Here is a 19074-nt window from a genome sequence, read left to right on the forward strand (position 1 = left end):
ATGTCCTTTATCAGTGTTTTTGATGTGCTGGGACCGAATATGATCGGTCCCTCCAGCTCCCATACCGCCGGCGCAGCCGTTATCGCGTATCTGGCGCACAAGATGATCGCGCCGCCGCTTAAAAAGGTAGATTTCACGCTGTACGGCTCATTCTCCAAGACCTATCACGGCCACGGCACTGACCGTGCGCTGCTCGGCGGCATCATGGGCTTTTCGACCGATGACACCCGCATCCGCAATTCGTTTTCGATTGCGACCGAGCGCGGTCTGTCCTACTCATTCACGCCGTGTGAGACCGAGACCGATGTCCATCCGAACACCGTGGACATCCGCATGGAGAACGTCGCCGGTCAGGTGATGACCATCCGCGGCGAGTCGCTCGGCGGCGGCAAGTGCCGCATCGCGCGCATTAACGGCGTTGAGGTTGACTTTACCGGTGAATACAGCACGGTCATCGTCGTTCAGCAGGACAAGCCGGGCGTTGTGGCGCACATCACCAAGGTGCTCAGCGACAAGGGTGTAAACATTGCGTTCATGCGCCTGTTCCGCGAGTCCAAGGGCAACACCGCTTACACGATCGTCGAATCGGACGGTCATTTCCCCGAGGGCATTGAGGAACCGCTCAAAAACAATCCCAACGTCCACGATGTCATGATCATCGAACCGTAAGGAGGAGAGCAGATTATGGATTTCAAAAACGCATCCGAGCTGCTTGCACTCTGCACGCAGCAGCAGCTCCCCATCTCCGAGATCATGCGCCGCCGCGAGTGCCAGCTGGGCGAAACCACGCGTGATGAGGTCACGCACCGTATGAAGAAGGCACTCGAAATCATGCGCTCATCCGCGCTGACACCGCTCAAAACGCCGGTCAAGTCCATGGGCGGCCTGATTGGCGGCGAGGCAAAAAAACTGGCGCAGCACGCGGCCAAAGGCCGCTCCATCTGCGGAGATGTACTGCACAAGGCGGCACAGTACGCGATGGCCGTCCTCGAGGTCAACGCCTCAATGGGCCTTATCGTGGCCGCGCCGACCGCAGGCAGCGCCGGTGTTCTGCCGGGCATGCTGTTTGCCTTGCAGGACTGCTACAACATCTCGGACGAACGGCTGATTGACGCCCTGTTCAACGCCGGTGCGATCGGCTACCTTGCCATGCGCAACGCAACCGTTGCAGGCGCGGTCGGCGGCTGTCAGGCCGAGGTCGGCATCGCATCCGCAATGGCGGCCAGCGCAGCTGTCGAGCTGATGGGCGGCAAGACTGAGCAGTGTCTTGACGCGGCCTCCACCGTGCTGATGAACATGCTCGGTCTGGTCTGCGACCCGGTCGGCGGACTGGTCGAGTATCCGTGCCAGAACCGCAACGCGGCAGGCGTAGCCAACGCGCTCGTTGCCGCTGAGCTCTCGCTCGCAGGCATTCACCAGTTTATCCCGTTCGATGAAATGCTCGATACCATGTACGCGGTCGGTCGCCGCATCCCCATCGAGCTGCGCGAGACTGCCCTCGGCGGCTGCGCTGCCACACCGTCTGCATGTGCGAAATGCGGACTGTGCTCTTAAATCAGATCATATCGATACTCTTTTTCGCAGGACATTCCCACCCCTCGGGAATGTCCTTTTCGCTCTTCATTTGCCAAATGAAATGATATAATGAAGCATCTCTATGGGTAATGCCGGACGGAACCGTGCAGGATGTTGCAAAAATGGTGCACATCGCACAGAATATCAACTTCTACGAGCAGGATTACTATACGCCGTCCAACGATGGCTTCAAGGTGTTCCGCACGCCGTTCGACAACGTCATCTGCTTCGATCGCCATGTGCAACCGTGTCGGCACAGAAGGCAAAATGCAGTTTGCCGGCGAATCGCTCGTCATTCATCCGAGCGGCAAGGTGCTTGTCAAAGCAAACGACACTGAGCAGCTGCTCATCTGCGATATCAATCTGCAGGAGGTGCAAAAAATCCGCAGGAATCCGGACTATCTGTCGCTCCGCAGACCGGATATGTACGTCATATAAGCCAAAAAAATCCCTCCTGATCATAAACCGGGAGGGATTTTTGTATCATTTGATTATCACTGATACTCCGCATTGAGGAATATGGGCTTGATGGCGACAACCTCATCGTATTCCTCCTGCGAGACGGTGACATCCGCGTTCAGCGCCTTCAGGTCTGCCTTCACAACGTCGAGCGCCTGCGCAGCGGTCACTGCGCGGCCATCCATGACGGCACGCTGCATGCGGCGCAGCACAACCGGATGTGCATAGCGGGCCGGCAGCGGGAAATTCATATAATCCGCAAGGTAAGCCTGCATTTTCTCCTGTGCCTGCGCATCATTCTGCATGATGGAGGTACGGTTGTTGCGTGCTGTCGGCAGGACGCTGAAGCCTGCAAACGTGAAAATCGCGGCAAGACCGAACAGCGTAAAATAAATCGAGAACGAGCCGTGACGCACGAAGGAAACGATACCGTAAGCCAGCGCCGCAAATCCCAGCAATGTGATCGCCATAGCGGCCCAGCGGTAGCTGCCGTTCGTACACTGAAAGTTCCGGCGGCGTTTTGCGGCTGCGCTCAGTCGTTCGGTCAGCTCAGGACGGCGCTCCAGATAGTCGATTGCGTTATCGAGTGCCTGCACGGTTTTCTCCGCCTGTGCGCTCATCGGCGGACGATTGCGCTCTTCTTCCTCCCGGCGAGCCTTCTCCTCGGCAATGCGCTGCTCTGCCGCCGCGCTGACACACGGAATAGACGGGTGCTCAGCTCGGATAACGCTCAGAAACTCATCGACCTGCTGCTCATACTTGAAATTGCACACCTTCTGTCCGCCGTCGAACTCCACGACCAGATAGGACAGCGTGGCGAAAATGCCCTTGCCGGAAAAGCCGCCCTTGCTCATCGCAACGCGCTTGTACACACGCGTTACCATGGAAAACGGAACATAATACCGCCGGTCAACAAAAAAGCTGTTCAAATAGAGGGCATGCCTGCCGATGCCGCACGGACCGATTTTCCGACAGGTTTTTTTATCCTCGGCAAGCGACGCGTCATCAATACGTCCCGCGCTGAGCGGATAAGGTTTCAACATTTTCCGTCACCCCGCAATTATCGTTATGGATGGCCGCAGCCGACCGCACAAAGGAACGGCCGGCTGCAGCAATGCTATTATATTCAAGCAGATTTCTTTGCGCCGCGCTTCTTGGTCGCACGGATGAACAGTGCGAGCAGCAGTGCCGCGAATACAATACCGATCGGGTACGCCACTTCGGTATTGTAAATTACCGCGCCGTCCGCCGTCTTGCTGTTCAGCAGGCTGCCGAGGCACTCCGGTGCGAGGATGAAATAGGTGCAGGAAACTGCACTCATGAACGTAGCCGGAACAGCTGCAATCCAGAAGTTCTTCTTTTCGGTAAACAGGTACATAGCTGCTGCCCACAGAACGATCATAGCGAGCGTCTGGTTGGTCCAGCTGAAGTAACGCCAGATAACCGTGTAGTCGATCAGACCGGTCGCATTGCCGATGCCGAGGATAGCGCCGATACCGAGTACCGGGATGCACAGCTTCAGGCGGTTTGCGTACGAACTCTGATCCATGTGGAACCAGTCGGACAGCGTCAGACGAGCGGAACGGAATGCGGTATCACCGGAAGTAATCGGGCAGATAACAACGCCGATCATGGCCAGAGCAATACCAACGCCGCCCATGGTCTTGGAGCATACATCGTAGATCGCTGCGGACTGACCGCCTGCCAGCGCTTCCGCCAGACCGGTGTTGAGACCGCCGGTGACCTCATACAGAGCACAGCCGGCTGCCGCCCAGATCAGTGCGATAATGCCTTCGGCTACCATTGCACCGTAGAATACGAAGTGACCCTGCTTCTCGTTTTTCATGCAGCGCGCCATCAGCGGCGATTGCGTGGAATGGAAGCCGGAAATTGCACCGCATGCAACCGTGATGAACATGAAGCTCCATACCGGCGTACCGGACGGGTGCATATTGTACAGGTGAGACCAAATCTCCGGAATGGTGTAATTCGGGTTGGTGAAGATACCGATGATAACACCGACCGCCATGATGATCAGGCACATGCCGAACAGCGGGTATACCTTACCGATGATCTTATCGATCGAAATAAAGGTTGCAATAAAGTAGTAAACCAGGATGAGGATCAGCCAGAACAGCGTGGTCGAAAGCACACCGGACACACCGTTGCTCTTGCACAGCGTAACGATCAAACCGGCCGGGCCGACTGCAAATACCGTACCAACCATGATCAACAGTACAACTGAGAACACACGCATGATATTCTGCATGGTGTGACCGAGGTACTTGCCGGTAACCTCTGCGATGGAGGCACCGTCGTTTCGCTCACTGATCATGCCGGAGAAATAATCGTGTACGCCGCCGGCAAAAATGGTACCGAATGTGATCCACAGGAATACGACCGGACCCCATAGAGCGCCCTGCAGTGCGCCGAAGATCGGACCAAGGCCGGCGATGTTCAGCAGCTGTACCAGAAACAGCTTCCACTGCGGCATGACAACGTAGTCAACTTTAATTCCTCTTTTCCCTTTCGGCAATCCCTATTATGAACCTATGATATAAAAACCACAAGGACAATATGTTATAATTTTAACAAGAAAAATTTGCCGAAATTTGTTTCCTTTAGAAAAAAACTATCAGCGCAATAAAATCCCCCGACCAATGGCCGGGGGATTCGTTCGCCCTTATAGGAAAGTATTTACTTTTCCAGTTCGGTCCAATCACGAGTTTCGCGCAGCTTGCTCCACTTCTCGTGCTTGTTTCCCTTGATGTCGTAATAGTGGCTGTTCGTAGCCTCCTGTACGGCCAGGTAATACCATGCGGAAGTATCGGAGTTGTCGCTCCACTTGATCATGTTGTTGTGCAGATCCTTTGCAGTCTCCGGAAGGCGCTTGAGGACGCGGTTTACGAGCGTCATCGCCTCGGCACGGGTGATCTTGTTATTCGGACGGAAGGTGCCGTCGGTATAACCGTTGATCCAGCCGTTGTTGGAAGCGGCGCTGATTTCGTTCTTTGCCCAGTGGGATGCAATGTCGCTGAAGTCAACAGCAGTCGTGTTGGCCTTGTCGTCAAAACGAGCTGCGATCGCAGCGAACTCCGCACGGGTGATCGGCGCATTCGGATTGAACTTGCCGTGGCTGTCACCCTTTACAATGCCCATAGCGCTCAGCGTAGAAACTGCGTGGTTGTACCATGCACCGGCTGCTACGTCGGAGTAGCTGTTGGTCTTCGTAGAGTTTGCATTGCGGGTCTCGTCGGTCAGCAGACGGAAGAAGATGGTTGCTACCTCAGCACGGGTAATGCCGTTCTGCGGACGAACGGTGCTGTCCGGATAGCCTACGATGTAAGCATAGTGGTCATCGCCGTTCAGACCGGTCGGTACATTATCCGGAATGGTAACGGTAGGCTTGCGGCCGCCGCCGCCACCGCCGCCGCCGGAGGAGGATTTTTTCGCATAGGTATAGGTGAAGACGGTGTCCTTCTCAACCTTTGCATTACCGACAGGAGTCGTATCCCAAGAACCAGCACGGTAGCCGGAGTTCGGCTTGTCACCCACGGCCGGGATACGGGTGATCGGAACCACAACGTATTTGAGCTCATCGCCGTTTTTATAGTCCTTGAACGGAACGTAAACAACGATGTCAGCGTTGCCGCCGTTGTTCCACTCGCCGTTTACAACCTTGAATGCAAGACGGTACTCCCATGCGTCCGGGGTGCCATTGCCGGTCTCGTCCGGCTTCTCACCGCCCTTGACGTCAAGGTAGTAGTACAGGTCGATGGTAACGTCCTTGGTCAGCTTTTCAAGGTTATCGGTAACCTTGGTCAGACCCGGAACGTAAACGTAGGTCTTGCCGTCAACGGTCTGGTTTACCGCATCATTCTTGTAAAGCTCAGCAACCAGTGCATACTCATTGCCGGTCTTGGTCTTACCGTTCTCTACCTTAACCTCAACGTCCTTCTCGTTGTAGAAGTGCTTGTTGATGGTGTAATGCTGCGTATTCTGTGTAAAGAAGCCTTGGATGATAACGTTGCTCTTGATATTGAATTCCTTTGCAGCTTCGTTACCAATCTTCCAGCCAGAGAAGGTGTGGCCTTCCTTAACAGCGTTGTCACGAATCTTTACCCGAGTGCCGTAGTTATAAGTCTCCTCGTCACCCTGCTTCTCGCCGTCAACGTAGTAGGTTACGGTATACTGGCGGGTAATCGGCTTAAATACTGCGATGTAAGTTACGTCCTTAACCACTGCGATAGTAGTCGGGTCAACCAGTGCAGTATCTGCGGTGCCTGCCAGCTTCCAACCTGCAAACTCGTAAGTATACTGCGCGTCAGAAGCCTTGCTTGCCTGATCCTTCGGGTCCTTGGTCGGCTTGTTGTTGTAAGCAACCGTCTGAGTATCGAGAGCATTTACAGCGTTATCAGCATTCTTCCAAGTTACGGTGTACTGGCGGGCAATCGGCTTAAAAACTGCAATGTAGGTTACGTCCGCAGTAACTGCTTGTTCCTTCGGATTAACCAGTGCAGTATCTTCAGTGCCTACCAGCTTCCAACCTGCAAACTCGTAAGTATACTGCGCGTCAGAAGCCTTGCTTGCCTGATCCTTCGGATCCTTAGTCGGATAACCATTGTAGTTTACCGCCTGAGTATCGAGAGGATCTACAGCGTCATCCGAGTTCTTCCAAGTTACCGTGTACTGGCGCGTTACCGGCTCGAATACCGCAATGTAGGTTACGTCCGCAGTCACTGCGCGTTCCTTCGGATTAACCAGTGCAGTATCTGCAGTGCCTGCTAGTTTCCAACCCTTGAACCTGTAATCATACTGAGTGTCAGAAGCCTTGCTTGCCTGATCCTTCGGATCCTTAGTCGGATAACCATTGTAGTTTACCGCCTGAGTATCGAGAGAATCCTCTGCGTCCTCAGAAATCTTCCAAGTTACAGTATACGGATTCGGAATCCACTTTGCGTACAGATGCAGGTCGGTCATCAGAAGATGCTTAGAGCCAACTTCATACTTGTTACCGTCAACATACCAGCCGCCGAAGCTGAATCCGGTCGGGACGGTGAACATGTTATCAAGAACGGTATATGTATCACCGCTCATTGCAGCAACTTCGCGGGAATCGTCGGTCGTGCCGGGGATAGTACCATAGTTAGAATGATAAGTAACCTTAACCGGAACACCGGCTACATAGCCGTCGACATGATAGCCGTCTACCTGATACTTAATGGTGTACCATACAACTCTAATATTATTCACATTAAAGTTTTCGCCCAGTACCGAGAACGGATCAGAGGGATTGGAATCCTTGATGTAGGTTTTGCCATCTTCCGACCAGTTGGCCTTGGTGAAGAAACCGAGGTTTTCCGGAGGATCCAGATATTCGCTTTCAACGCCATCAATCTTGGTATAACCGTTCGTGGCATCGTAGATGCTGTAATTCTTATCAGCAATCTTCTTGCCCTTCGCGGTCAGATAGCCTTTGTAGCCTTTGAAATTGTCGCGGTCGGTAACGCCGCCGTCCGAGGTGTCATTCGGCAGGTAGCTTTCTTGGCCCTGGCTTTCGCCGCTCGTCGGCTTATCACGGTTCGGCAGAAGCACGAAGTACTTGGCTTCCTGCTGCCAATTCCATGCGCGGTCGATTTGAACCTCCTGCACGCTAATTGTATCCGTCGGAGAATTGCTTACTGCATCATTATTCTGAGAATCATTTTCATTGGAATTGCTATTATTGCCAGTCTCCTCGATGTCCGTACCGCCGGACGGTGCCTGTGCAGGATCCTGAGCCTCAGGCTGTCCTTGGGTCCCAGCATCGGGAGTTTGAATGGTGTCTTCTGCGGGAGTACTGTCGACAACCGGCATCTGGTCTTCCGGTGCCGGAAGGGTAGTGATGCCTTCATCGTCGGCCAGCGCCCAGGTCGGGCACATGGTCAGCGCCATGATAGTCGCAAGTGCTCCTGCGAGCAGACGTTTACGCATATTCTTTTTTAACATAGGAATACCTCCTTGGTCAGCGTGCATGCTGATCGAGAGGGATTGCAAATGTATTTCTGGCAACCGGCTGCCATGCGGAGAGAAAAAAACCTCCGTTTAGGCCCCTGGCTTTGCGAGACCGGCTTTCACCGATGGTGCCTTTGTCTGTACAACTTGCTCCTCAACGAGCCGCACAGATCATGTGTTTGTGGGTTTGCGATAATCTCAGAATGCAATGCAGTTTCAACCTCCAAATAAAATACCCCCTTTACAGCGCGCATAGCTCTGCAAGGGGGTATAAAGCACCTTTGGCAGCCGGCTGCCATGCGGAAGAAAGTCTTCCGTTTAGGCCCATTTAGCTTTGCGACACCGGTTTTCACCGGCTGTGCCTTTGTCTGTATCTGTACCCCTTTACGGAAGTCATGCACAGAATTTTACGATCTTTTCTGTCGGCAGATACGCCGGACTGCATACACAGCCCTTTGCCCGAGCCGGACAGAAATCCTCCGGATCCTCTTCTTCAGTATACCATAAATGCCCGCGAACAACAAGCAAATACTGTAAAAGCAAAGAAGAGTTTCAATCCGGAATCGTTTTTTATGCAAGAAATCGCCGCTGATTGGGCATAAACGTATCCCATCAGGACCATTTGCATACAAAATAAAATGAAAAAGTGTTAAGCCGCAGCTACTGCAAGCGCATCGCTGGTGTTGGTGTAGGTCAGCGGAGATACGCAGTCATGCAGGGTTTTGGCGTTCTTCACGCTGCGGGTAACCGCATAGGTCAGGTCAATCTGATACCACTTGCCATTCAGGTTTACCTTGTTCCAAGCGTGGTAGCTGGAGCCGGCGTAACCCTTGGTCAGTGCACACGGGATGCCCTGGCTGCGGCACATTGCTGCAAACAGCGAGGAAAAATCGTAGCAAATACCGGTGGTGCCCTTCAGGGTAGCGGCGGTATCCGGGATGTACTTGGTAATCTTGCCGCTGGTGATCTCATTTGCCAGCTTGTTATCATAAGTATAGCGGCTTGCCATGTAGTTGTAGATGGCGATAACCTTAGCCTCGTCGGTCTTGGCGTTCCTGCAGAGCTCAGCAGCCTTAGCGGATACCGTATCACCCTTGGAGAACTGAACCTCGGAAGTGGAAACCAGATACGGAGCGTAGCTGTCCTTAACGGTTACGTTCATGGACTTGGACTCGACCTGCTGATAGGACGTACCGGAAACGTTGCGGTACAGCGTTACGGTGTACTTGCCGTTGCCCTTATCGAGAGAGAAGGAAGCATCCTTGCCGCTCGGGCAATCATGGAATACGGTCTTGCCGTCGTTGTACTGAATACCAACCTTGAGCCTTGCACTCGAGGAGTAGTTTACGGTAACATAACCGTGGGTGGAATTACTCATATCCACAACATCATTTACTGCTGCTGCGGTAACGCCCATCGAGAGGGCAGCTGCTGCAAAAACTGCGCATACAATACGAAAAAGCCGCTTCATATCCGGCGATCTCCTTTCGGTAACTGGCTGCCAGCCCTCTCGATGAGGGGTAAGGCCCTATAGCTTTGCGTCGCCACCTTTCGGTGGGTTTGCTATTATCGTTTGAGATGCGGTCAAAGCGACTGCATCATCTTCTTTTATCCACACTATAGCGCATCTATCGTGTTTTGTCAACAGGGTTTGACAAAAAAAGAAGAAATTATGACACATTGCCGCAGATTTACCGAAAATATGACATTTTTCCGTCTCTTTCGCTCATATTGCAGCGGTTTGTCCGGGAATGCAGCTCGCTCCAAAGCGTGAAATGGCGGCAAAAAAATCGGTAAACAGACGGCGGCAGGGGAATTCCCCTGCCGCCGCTTTCCATCGGTTGATTTGCTTATTTGCTGCCGTACATTCTGTACAGGAACGTAACGATCTGTGCTCTCGTGCAGTTGTTATGCGGACCGAACAGACCGTTTCCGATGCCGTCGGTGATGCCCTTCTGCTCTGCCCATGCTGCCGCATCGGCGTAGTATGCATCGGCAGGTACATCGGTGAAGGCCGCGCTGCCGCTGACCGCCGGACTGCCTGCCGCACGGTACAGGAGCGCTGCGCCTTGTGCTCTCGTGCAGATGGTGCCGGGTGCAAACGCTGTATCGCTCGTGCCCTCGGTAATACCATTCTCAACCGCCCACGCAACCGCCTTGGCGTAGTATGCATCTGCCGGAACATCCGCGAAGCTGCTCAGCGCCTTCGGTTCAGGCGAACCCGCCGCGCGCCACAGGAATGTTACGATCTGCGCTCTGGGGCAGGCAGCGTTCGGAGCGAACAGCGTGTCGCTCATGCCGCCGGTAATGCCCTTCTGCGCCGCCCAGAGGACTGCGTCATAGTAATAATCCTCCGCGTGCACATCGGTGAAGAAGTTGAGCATGGTGTTGTCGTCCATAAAGACTGCCTTCACCGTGACCTTGCCCGCCGGCATGACGAAGGTGTACTTTCCGCCGCCCTTGTCGGTCAGTTCGAGCACCTTGCCGTCCTTGTCCAGCACGGTCAGGCTTTCGAGGGTGTAGCCCTTGTCGGGGATTGCCGTGATGGTCACAGTGTCGCCCTTGGACGCGGATTTGGGAGATACGGTGACAGTGCCGTGCTTTACATCATCTACAGATACCGAATAGCTGGGTGCGGAGAAGCCTCCTCCGCCGCCGCCACCACCGCCGCCGCCGGACGAGCCTCCGCCGGAGGTGGAGTCTGTGATGCGAATGATAATCTTCTTTTCCACGATCACATTGGTGTCTGTATTGACCGCAGCACAGATCAGGGTCATCGTGCCATCCTGATCACCAAAGCTGAGTGTATTTCCGCTGATAACGGCGTGCGTATCATTCTTTTCCAGCGTCCATCGTACAGAAGCCGGATAGGCCGCCAGCTCTTCCGGAGTAAAGGCCTTGCCGAACTGATCGAGCGTCGTTACCTTAACTGCAGACAGATCCAGCGTAGTGTTTTTCCGAACGGACGACGGAATTCCGTCTGCGGTGATCGCAATCAGCCGTCTCGGGGCATTGACCGTCAGCGTAATGTGGTTACTCTCGATGTCGCCGGAACGGGCATAGATCTCGGTAGAATCTTCTTTCAGTGCCTTGAGTGTTCCGTTTTCGAGCGAAACCACATCCGGCTTGGAGGTAATCCATTCAAAGCTGCCGCCGGTCATTTCTCTGCCATACTGATCGTAGCCGACAGCGGTAAACTGATCTGCAAGAACCGCATTTTCATCCAGCCGCAGGACAAAACCGTCCTTCATGTCGGCGCGGATTGTCTTGAGGGTCGGCTGCTGTTCGACCTTAACAACGACATTCTTTGCAGTCTTGCCGGCAGAGGCAGAGAAGGCTTCCAGAATCACATCCGCATAGGAGGCATCCGGGACACTGCCGACCGCAACGAGCAGTTTTCCGTTTTCAATCGTGGCATTGGTCTGATTGGTGTCTGCCAGCGTCCACTCGATGTCCGACGGAATTCCACAGGGATTGCCGTGCTGATCACGCGCCAGCAGCGGAATGCGGGACAGATCATACTCTGCGCCCTCTACTGCGGCGGGAGCGCCGTCATTATAATACAGCTCATTCAGATACGGTTTTGCCGTCACCTGTACAGGCAGCGGCTGTGCCGTCCGATAGACCTTTTCGCCCTGCTCGTCCTGTCCGACCGGATAATACAGGGTAACCGTATCCGTGCCGACTACAAGACCGGTGATTACGCTGCCGCTGATTTCGGCATAGCCCTTGTCCGTGGCAAGCCGCCACTCGAACAGGCCATCGTCAAGCGTCATGTCCTCGCCATACTGATCCTTGGCCTCCACATTGAGCGTGCTCAGGTCAAAGGTGTTCGCCGTATCATCATTATAGATGAGATTGGGAATCGTGCCGTTCACGGTCAGCGTATCGAGCTGCCGTTCGGGCAGAACCTGCAGCGGTACACGGTTGGATTCCGTGCCGTTCACTACGGCATAAACCTGATAGGTTCCCGGCGCGGTGAACTTGATGCTGCCCGTGGTTTCGTCAACCGTAATGTCATCGTTTGCTTCTGCATACCACTTGACCCTGTCGGTTACGTTGAAGTCGTTGCCGTTCTCGTCCTTAGCGGTCACGGTCAGGCTCGAAACATCGGCGGTGTTGCTGCCGTCGTTGAAGTAGAACGGCTCAAAGCTGCCCTCTACCGTAACCGAGGAAAGCACAACGGGCAGGATGGTCAGTTCAATCAGCTCGCTGTTGAAATCATCCGTTGTTTCGATCGTATCCTTCGGCTGATAGCGCAGGAACAGTTGCTTTTCGTCATTCGGCTTGAGTGCATTGAGGACGGGGTAGCCATTGCGGTTTGTCGTGACCTCGGCGTACTCCGAAGCGTCGTTCATGTCTTCGTCCACAACCGTCCATTCGCCGCTCAGGCGGGGATTGAAGCCGTACCAGTCCACGTCGTGTTCGTTTTTCGCCTCGACCTTGATGCTGTCCAGACGCAGGCTTTGCTGCTCGTACAGCGAGACCTGTTCGGTATCAGGCACCAGACGATCGAGCGCATAGATCGGGTACACCTTCTGCGGGGTGATGACGGTGTTCTTGGAGGTGTAATGGAACGAACCGAAGTACGGCGCAACCGGCTGACCGGAGCGCAGCTGATCGGCTGCCGTCTTGAATGCGCCCTGATACAGGGTGCTCATATCCAAACCGTCGGGGTCGTAGCCGGAGACATTCCGGTTTTCGATGCGGGCATCCAGATCTTCGATTGCGCTTCTGCCGTCTCGGCCGAAGGTATACTGCTTGAATTCCCGTCCCCTCCAGCTGTCCATCGAGACACCGTTCGACTTGGTTCGATGATAACCGGTAACTGAGAGGAGCATGGTCTTATACTTGATGTACACCGCGCCGGTATAGGGGATGGTCGTTTGCAGGTCGGTCACATCGACATTGATGTCAATGCCCGTATGTGCCGGCAGCGGTACGGAGATGGTATCCGTAATGGACTGCGCGTAGGACTCCTCCTTGCTGCTCTCGTAGGTCTTTTCCATGCCGTAGGAGTAGGAAAAGCTCTGCTCTACCTTGGCAGTGGGCGAAAGCGCGGTCAGAACGGGCACGCTGAATTCAACGCCTACCGTGGTCTCCTCGGTCCAGTTCTGCGAATAGGTATTGGAAACCGTAGTCGAGGTCGTGGTGCTCTTTTCATAGGTGTAGCTTTTCTCGACCGTGTTTTCAAAGTCGTTGCGGTTTTCCGCCGTTACCTTGTAGCTGTCCGAGCTGCCGCCCAGATTAAACCGGTAGCCCTTCTGTTCGAGCGATGCCGTTGTGTCATCCGTCTCGATGGAAGGCGTTTCAAACCGATTCGCAATACCCTGAATTTCAAAGTCGTAGAACGCCTGCACATAGTAGCCGTAGCCGGTACTTACATAAGAGTGATGGTCATCGCGTTCCTTCTCCGCTCTGGTAGAGACATAATAAACCGGGGTTTCTTCTTCCGGAAGGCTGTTCAAAACACCCGATCCGCTCAAAACCGCACCCTGGTCAACAACGCTGCTGACAGCATCCCGCAGGCCCTTGGATGTATACTGTACCTTTGCGTAATCTGCCGCAGTCAGAGCGGTATACGGCTCATGATAGCCGTGTTCATTGTTGTCGTTATCGTACGTTTTTGACAAAACATTGTTTGCAATAGCCGCCCACTGCTCCGCAAATTCGGGGCTCTTGATCATCTCCTGCAAAATCTGCTCCTGTGTGCCCGGCAGATTGTAGGTGTCTGAGGCATCAAAGATCTCCCAGTCGTTTTCTGCCGTCACCGCCGCCCCGGCTGTCGGGGGCATCGCCCCTATACACATCACCAGAGCCAGCAGTCCGCACAAACCTCGCCGTCGTATTATCTGCTTTTTACTCATGCCATTCTCCTCCTTTTCTGTTTCAGTGCTCCTGCTCGGCCATGGAAAACAGCTCGTTATGGCTCATCTCCACATCGCCGAAGCGGACAAAAATGCCGTTTGTCACCGCGCTGTTCCACACCTGCGGGTCAGAAAGTGACCGGAATCGGAATTTATCCAGATAGGGCTTCATATCCAGCAGCAGGCGGCTGCCGGAGATAAAATCGACCTGCAGAACGTGGTCGGTCAGCGGCTTGACTGACTGAATGTATTTCCGGTCCAAATGCGTACCTCCTCTCGCCTACACAAAATGAAAGGTTCACCGTACCTATAGGATACGGTGAACCTTTCAAAAAAACCATTCACAAGTTGTTAGTTTTTATCCGCAAGCAGGTCGAGCAGCAGCTTGCGCTTTGCGCGCGGCTCTCCTGCTATTTGCAGTTTGGTATAAATTTGATTCACATACTGCCGGATACTGCCCTCGGACAGATACAGCTTTTCCGCAATCTCGCGGTTGTTCAGCCGCTGTGCCATCAGCCGGACAATCTCATATTCCCGCTCGGTCAGCGCAGACAGGGCTTCCGGACGGTCAAATCCGGCCTTTCGCCGCTCTGCGGCTTCTCCCAGTTCGATGATCTGTGCAACCGTTCCGGTTTGCAGCCGCTCTGCCAGCAATGGCTTGAGATAGCGATAATTCTCCGCAAACGGGATGACAAAGCCGTCCGGTTCCGCGTCGGTCAGTGCCCGATCGAGCTGCGCCTGTGCCTCCGCGTGCTTACCCAGCATTTCATATGCCGCTGCCGTCTGGATACGGATATGCAGCGCGACCAGTGCGTAGTGCATACCTTCGCACACAGCGAGCATCCTTTCGCTCCGGCCGACGACACGGGCGTAGTCGCCCTGTGCCAGACCGACCTGATTTTCGATCATCTCGATCATCGGCTTGCCCGGTGCAAGTGTATGCACGGTTGAAAGCCTGTGCGCGCGGAAAACCTCCGGAATCTTGTCGGTTTTGCCAAGCAAAGCGTAATAATACGCCGCAATCGCGTTCCATAGGTTCAGCCAGGAAGCATTGTGCTGCCGCAGCAGCTCCGCGTGCCGCTCGGCAAGCGTGCAGTGATACTTCATCTCCGCAAACAGCGACAGCCGCCACGCCAGAAAATCACAGCACAGCGCCATATTGGCCTGCCCGTTGTCCTGAATCCGGGCGCACGCGCTTTCGAGTTCGATATGTGCATCCGTTAAGCGTCCCTGCAGGAACGCCGCCTCGGCACGCATGATAGTCTCGGCACCCTGACCGTGATTGCCGGTGATTTTATAATAGTGCGGCATGCACTCGTCCATCTCGGCAAGCTCACTCTGCAGCTCGCCCGGTGCGCGGTAAAACATCATCAGCACAGACGGCGAGCCGAAGGTCCAGCCGCCGCCGGACTGGATGCTGATCGCCTTCCGCGACATCTGCGCGCTGGCACTCCGGTGCAGGCGGCTCATGGCGCTGATATCGTTGTAGCAGAGAAAACTCATGATCAGGTCACATTCTCCCCGCAAATCGCCTTTTTCCTGTGCGGAAAGCGCTGCATTTTCGGAAATCGCCGTCAGCAGCAGCTCCTTCAGCTCCAGCATTTTCGGAATATTGCGCCAGTTGAACATACTCCGCATAAGCACCAGAATCGCCAGCGGATGACTTGCGAGCACAGCTGCCGGGCATTCGTCCAGCACTGCCAGCACTGCCTTCGGGGGCAGCGAGGAAAGCAGAATGCCTGCATCCTTCTGCAGCGTGCGCAGCATCGCATCGTAATCGCCGTTTTGCCGGTACTCGGTCATAGCATGCAGATACAGCCGGTGATCCTCATACCAGATGCCGAGCCGCCCGCGGTAGACGGTCTGCCGCTCCTTCGGCATGGACAGGAAGGTGTGCAGGGCGCATTCCTTCATCATGTGATGGAACCGGTAGGTCGCGCCGTCCGGCAGACGCTTGACAAACGCATTCTGCCCGGTCAGCGCGGCAAGCAGGTCCTCGGCGTGCGCGTCTGCCATGACGAACTGCGCCATTTCGACCGTAAATTCGTCGGCAAGTCCCATCACCGCAAGGAATTCCCGCTGTTTTTCGGGCAGCGGATCAATCATCGCAGCCGTAAAGATGGATGAAATATCCGAATTCGGGTCCGGCAGCACACCGTGCTCGGAAAACATCCGCAGATTCAGATAAACCGCCGAAAACCAGCCCTCGCTGTAATACAGCAGCGTATCTATCTGCTCGTCGGAAAGCGCGGTTCCGCACCGATTGGTGTAGACCGCCAGCTCGGTATGGTTAAGCCGAAGCTGCGCCGTGCCGATCTGGTACACCTTTCCGCCCAGTCGGACAAGCTCTGCCGCCGGCAGGAACAGGTCACGGCTGGCTAAAATCAGATGAACATTGGGCGGCAGCCGTCCGGCCAGCGCACACAGGAATCCCGGTGCGCGCTTGTCGGTCAGCAGGTGAAAATCGTCAATAAAAATATAGCAGGACTTCTCACCGGTCAGCGCATGACACAGATCGTCGATCAGCAGTCCGCCGCTCGCTCCGTCGGTCGGACAGTCATATTCCCGCAGAAAGGCAAAGCCTGCACGCGCAAAGGCATCCTGCACACTTTTCCAGAAAATCGCAAGATTGCCCGAGTACACACTGATGCGCACAATGTACGGTGCTTCGGCTCCGGCACGTTCCGCGAGATACCACTCCACCGCCGTCGTTTTGCCGTATCCCATGGGTGCAACCACGGTCGTCATGGCACAGCGCGAGATTGGCCGCAGGCTCTCCTGCAGTCGCTCGGATATGTAGATCGTGTTCAGATTCCATTTCGATTTTGGCATGGCGCACCTCCGAATACTGTAATGTGCTCTCCTGTCCGTTATACTGTCTAAATTATACGGGATTTCAGAGCGGGTGTAAACCGTGTATGCTGTTAAGGCAGCATGCATAAATAAGGGAGCCGCCTTCCGGCAGCTCCCCTGCAGCTGATGTTTTTATACCTTAAATATACGGTGCAGCAGCGTACCGCCAGCAGAGCATGCTGAACAGCCGTGCGTATATATGCCCTCAATTTGAGCGTCAAGCCGCTTTTCCAACCGGCAGTGTTACCAGAACAGTCGTTCCCGTATCTGCGCTCTGTTCAACGCGCACTGTGCCGCCATGCAGGCGGACAATCTCCTGCACGAGCGCCAGTCCCAGTCCCACGCCGCCCATTGCGCGGCTGCGCGACTTATCCACGCGGAAAAACGGCTGAAAGATGCTGTCCCGGTACTCCTCGGCAATGCCCGGACCGGTATCGCGCACGCGGATTGCCGCCTGACCGCCTTCCCGCTCGACAGACACTTCCACCGAACCGCCCGTGCGGTTGTACTTGATCGCGTTCTCTGTCAAATTGAACAGCAGCCGATACAGCAGCACATCACTGCCGATAAACTGCACGTTTTCGCCGGTCTGCGTCAGTGTAATACCGTTTTTCTGTGCCAGCGGTGTCAAATCGACCAACACCTCCTCAACCATCGGTGCAAGGTCGATACGGTCGGTGCGCGGCACCGACCGCAGGTCGCTCATCTCAAGCAGGGTACGCACAAGCGCACTCAGGCGCTCAACCTGCTCCTGCTGAAAATGCAGCAATTTCGCAGTTTCTTCGCTCATCTGCCGATGTTCCGCCGCAAAGAGCTCCAGCCTTGTCTGCATCAGCGCCAGCGGTGTCCGCAGCTCATGGGCGGCGTTGCCCGTAAACTGCCGCTGTGCATCGAACGCCTGCGCCAGCCGGTCCAGCATGCCGTTCACCGACTCGCTCAACTGCCGGAACTCGGCAGTCGTATCCTCCGGCAGACGGGTGTCCGTCAGGCTTTCTTCGTTGATCTGTTCGGTCTGCTGTGCAAAATCCTTCAGCGGCTTCAAAGCCTTTCCGCTGAAAAAATACGCGATAATGGCGCTCAGCAGTGTCACCAGTGCGGTGATGCACCAGCCTATGCGCTCAAAACGCACCTTTTCTTCATTGACCTGCTGCGAAAAGTCACTGAAAAATGCCTGCATATTCTCTTTGGGTATCTGAATGGTCATTTCCTGCTGGTTTTCCGTCTTGTATTCCACCACAAAGCCGTTCAGCGCATCCATGCTGTCCGAGCCTGAGTAAAACAGCAGCAAATTCAGGCTCACACACGCCGCCGCGATGAGCAGCGCGGTCAATATCGTAATGCGCCACTGGACAGAAATTCGTTTGCTCATTCGCCCGCTCCTATCTCGTAGCCCTGACCGATCTTGTTGCGAATCGGGTCGTATCCCAGTGCCGCACGCAGTTTTTTCCGCAGCATGGAGATATGCACACGGATGGAGTTGCTGAAGCTGTCCACGCTGCTGTCCCACACATGCTCGATCAGCTCCTCCTGGCTGACGGGCCTGCCGCGGTTGAGCAGCAGATATTCCAGAATGCCGCTCTCCTTGCGCGTGAGCGAAAGCGTTTGTCCGTCTGCTGTGGCCGTGCGGCTGCGGGTATCAAACGTCAGCCCGCCGCACCGCAGGCACACGTCCTGCTGCACAAATCGGCGGCGCGTCAGGCTGCGCACACGCGCTTCCAGTTCCTCTAAATGGAACGGTTTGGACAGATAATCGTTCGCACCGGCATCCAGTCCATCAACCTTGTCGGATATTTCACTGCGTGCCGACAGGATGAGCACGCCGGTCTCCTGATCGTGCTCCCGCAGAGTACGCAGCACCGTCATACCGTCCACCTTAGGCAGATTCAGGTCGAGCAGCACCAGATCGTATTTTTCTACCGTCAACAGCTCCAGCGCCGCTTCTCCGTCAAAGCAGATATCCGCCTCATAGCCGGACAGACGCAGTTTTTTTGCAATGTCCTCACACAGATCGCGCTCATCCTCTATCACCAAAAGACGCATGGTCCTTCCTCCTTGCCGTTTCGTTACCTTTATTATAGCAGATACGGATAAAGTTTGTGTTAATGAAACTGTCAAAAAACTTCATTTTTCCGAGCAGCCTTTGAACTTGCTTCGCAAATTCTATTTTATACGCGCTTCCGCGCGAAACACTGTATGCTCGAAAAATTGACTTTATCGACAGACTGTATGGAACTCTCACAAAAAATTTTCCGCATTTCCAGCCTGTTAACAAAGATTTTATGTCGTCCGCTGTATACTGTTCACAACAACTGTGAGAGGAGCACGA

At 54.6% G+C, this 19074-nt stretch carries 12 protein-coding genes and 3 riboswitches; of the genes, 3 read left to right on the top strand and 9 right to left on the bottom strand.

Features of this window, described 5'->3' with window-relative positions:
- The 3 genes from sdaAB to ACWVX6_RS01900 all read left to right on the top strand — a co-directional run bounded on the left by sdaAB (window position 1) and on the right by ACWVX6_RS01900 (window position 2013).
- Window positions 1-669, top strand: a complete 669-nt coding sequence (gene sdaAB, locus ACWVX6_RS01890) for an L-serine ammonia-lyase, iron-sulfur-dependent subunit beta (protein ID WP_270383962.1) — start codon at window positions 1-3, stop codon at window positions 667-669.
- 15 nt (window positions 670-684) lie between these two features.
- A complete protein-coding gene (gene sdaAA / locus ACWVX6_RS01895) occupies window positions 685-1554 on the top strand; it encodes an L-serine ammonia-lyase, iron-sulfur-dependent, subunit alpha (RefSeq protein ID WP_455152194.1) in 870 nt (289 codons plus the stop codon).
- A gap of 204 nt (window positions 1555-1758) precedes the next feature.
- Window positions 1759-2013, top strand: a complete 255-nt coding sequence (locus tag ACWVX6_RS01900) for a nitrilase-related carbon-nitrogen hydrolase (RefSeq protein ID WP_455152195.1) — start codon at window positions 1759-1761, stop codon at window positions 2011-2013.
- A gap of 56 nt (window positions 2014-2069) precedes the next feature.
- On the opposite strand, the gene ACWVX6_RS01905 is transcribed toward ACWVX6_RS01900, so the two are convergent.
- The 9 genes from ACWVX6_RS01905 to ACWVX6_RS01945 form a co-directional block, all read right to left on the bottom strand.
- A complete protein-coding gene (locus ACWVX6_RS01905; RefSeq protein ID WP_455152196.1) occupies window positions 2070-3077 on the bottom strand; it encodes an ATPase P in 1008 nt (335 codons plus the stop codon).
- A gap of 83 nt (window positions 3078-3160) precedes the next feature.
- Window positions 3161-4570: a carbon starvation CstA family protein gene (locus ACWVX6_RS01910; protein WP_455152197.1), complete on the bottom strand. Its 1410-nt coding sequence runs from the start codon at window positions 4568-4570 to the stop codon at window positions 3161-3163.
- Between the two features lie 161 nt (window positions 4571-4731).
- Window positions 4732-8022 (bottom strand): S-layer homology domain-containing protein, encoded by a 3291-nt coding sequence (locus ACWVX6_RS01915; RefSeq protein WP_455152198.1) that lies wholly within the window; start codon window positions 8020-8022, stop codon window positions 4732-4734.
- A 55-nt stretch (window positions 8023-8077) separates the two neighbouring features.
- Window positions 8078-8171, bottom strand: a riboswitch (cyclic di-GMP riboswitch).
- 137 nt (window positions 8172-8308) lie between these two features.
- Window positions 8309-8401, bottom strand: a riboswitch (cyclic di-GMP riboswitch).
- A gap of 276 nt (window positions 8402-8677) precedes the next feature.
- The gene (locus ACWVX6_RS01920) at window positions 8678-9499 is read right to left on the bottom strand and encodes a transglutaminase-like domain-containing protein (protein ID WP_455152199.1); all 822 of its coding nucleotides are present in this window, start codon (window positions 9497-9499) and stop codon (window positions 8678-8680) included.
- A 15-nt stretch (window positions 9500-9514) separates the two neighbouring features.
- A riboswitch (cyclic di-GMP riboswitch) is annotated at window positions 9515-9603 on the bottom strand.
- 275 nt (window positions 9604-9878) lie between these two features.
- On the bottom strand, window positions 9879-13895 hold the full coding sequence (locus tag ACWVX6_RS01925) for an S-layer homology domain-containing protein (RefSeq protein WP_455152200.1): 4017 nt from the start codon (window positions 13893-13895) through the stop codon (window positions 9879-9881).
- A 22-nt stretch (window positions 13896-13917) separates the two neighbouring features.
- Window positions 13918-14157, bottom strand: a complete 240-nt coding sequence (locus tag ACWVX6_RS01930) for a DUF2442 domain-containing protein (protein ID WP_110435615.1) — start codon at window positions 14155-14157, stop codon at window positions 13918-13920.
- 89 nt (window positions 14158-14246) lie between these two features.
- Entirely contained in the window at window positions 14247-16727 is a 2481-nt protein-coding gene (locus ACWVX6_RS01935; protein WP_455152201.1) for a LuxR C-terminal-related transcriptional regulator, read from the bottom strand.
- A gap of 238 nt (window positions 16728-16965) precedes the next feature.
- A complete protein-coding gene (locus ACWVX6_RS01940; protein WP_455152202.1) occupies window positions 16966-18117 on the bottom strand; it encodes a sensor histidine kinase in 1152 nt (383 codons plus the stop codon).
- Window positions 18114-18788 (bottom strand): response regulator transcription factor, encoded by a 675-nt coding sequence (locus ACWVX6_RS01945; RefSeq protein ID WP_455152203.1) that lies wholly within the window; start codon window positions 18786-18788, stop codon window positions 18114-18116. Before ACWVX6_RS01945 ends, ACWVX6_RS01940 begins: the two co-directional genes overlap by 4 nt.
- Between the last annotated feature and the right edge of the window lie 286 nt (window positions 18789-19074).

Source organism: Butyricicoccus sp. (genome assembly GCF_977037065.1).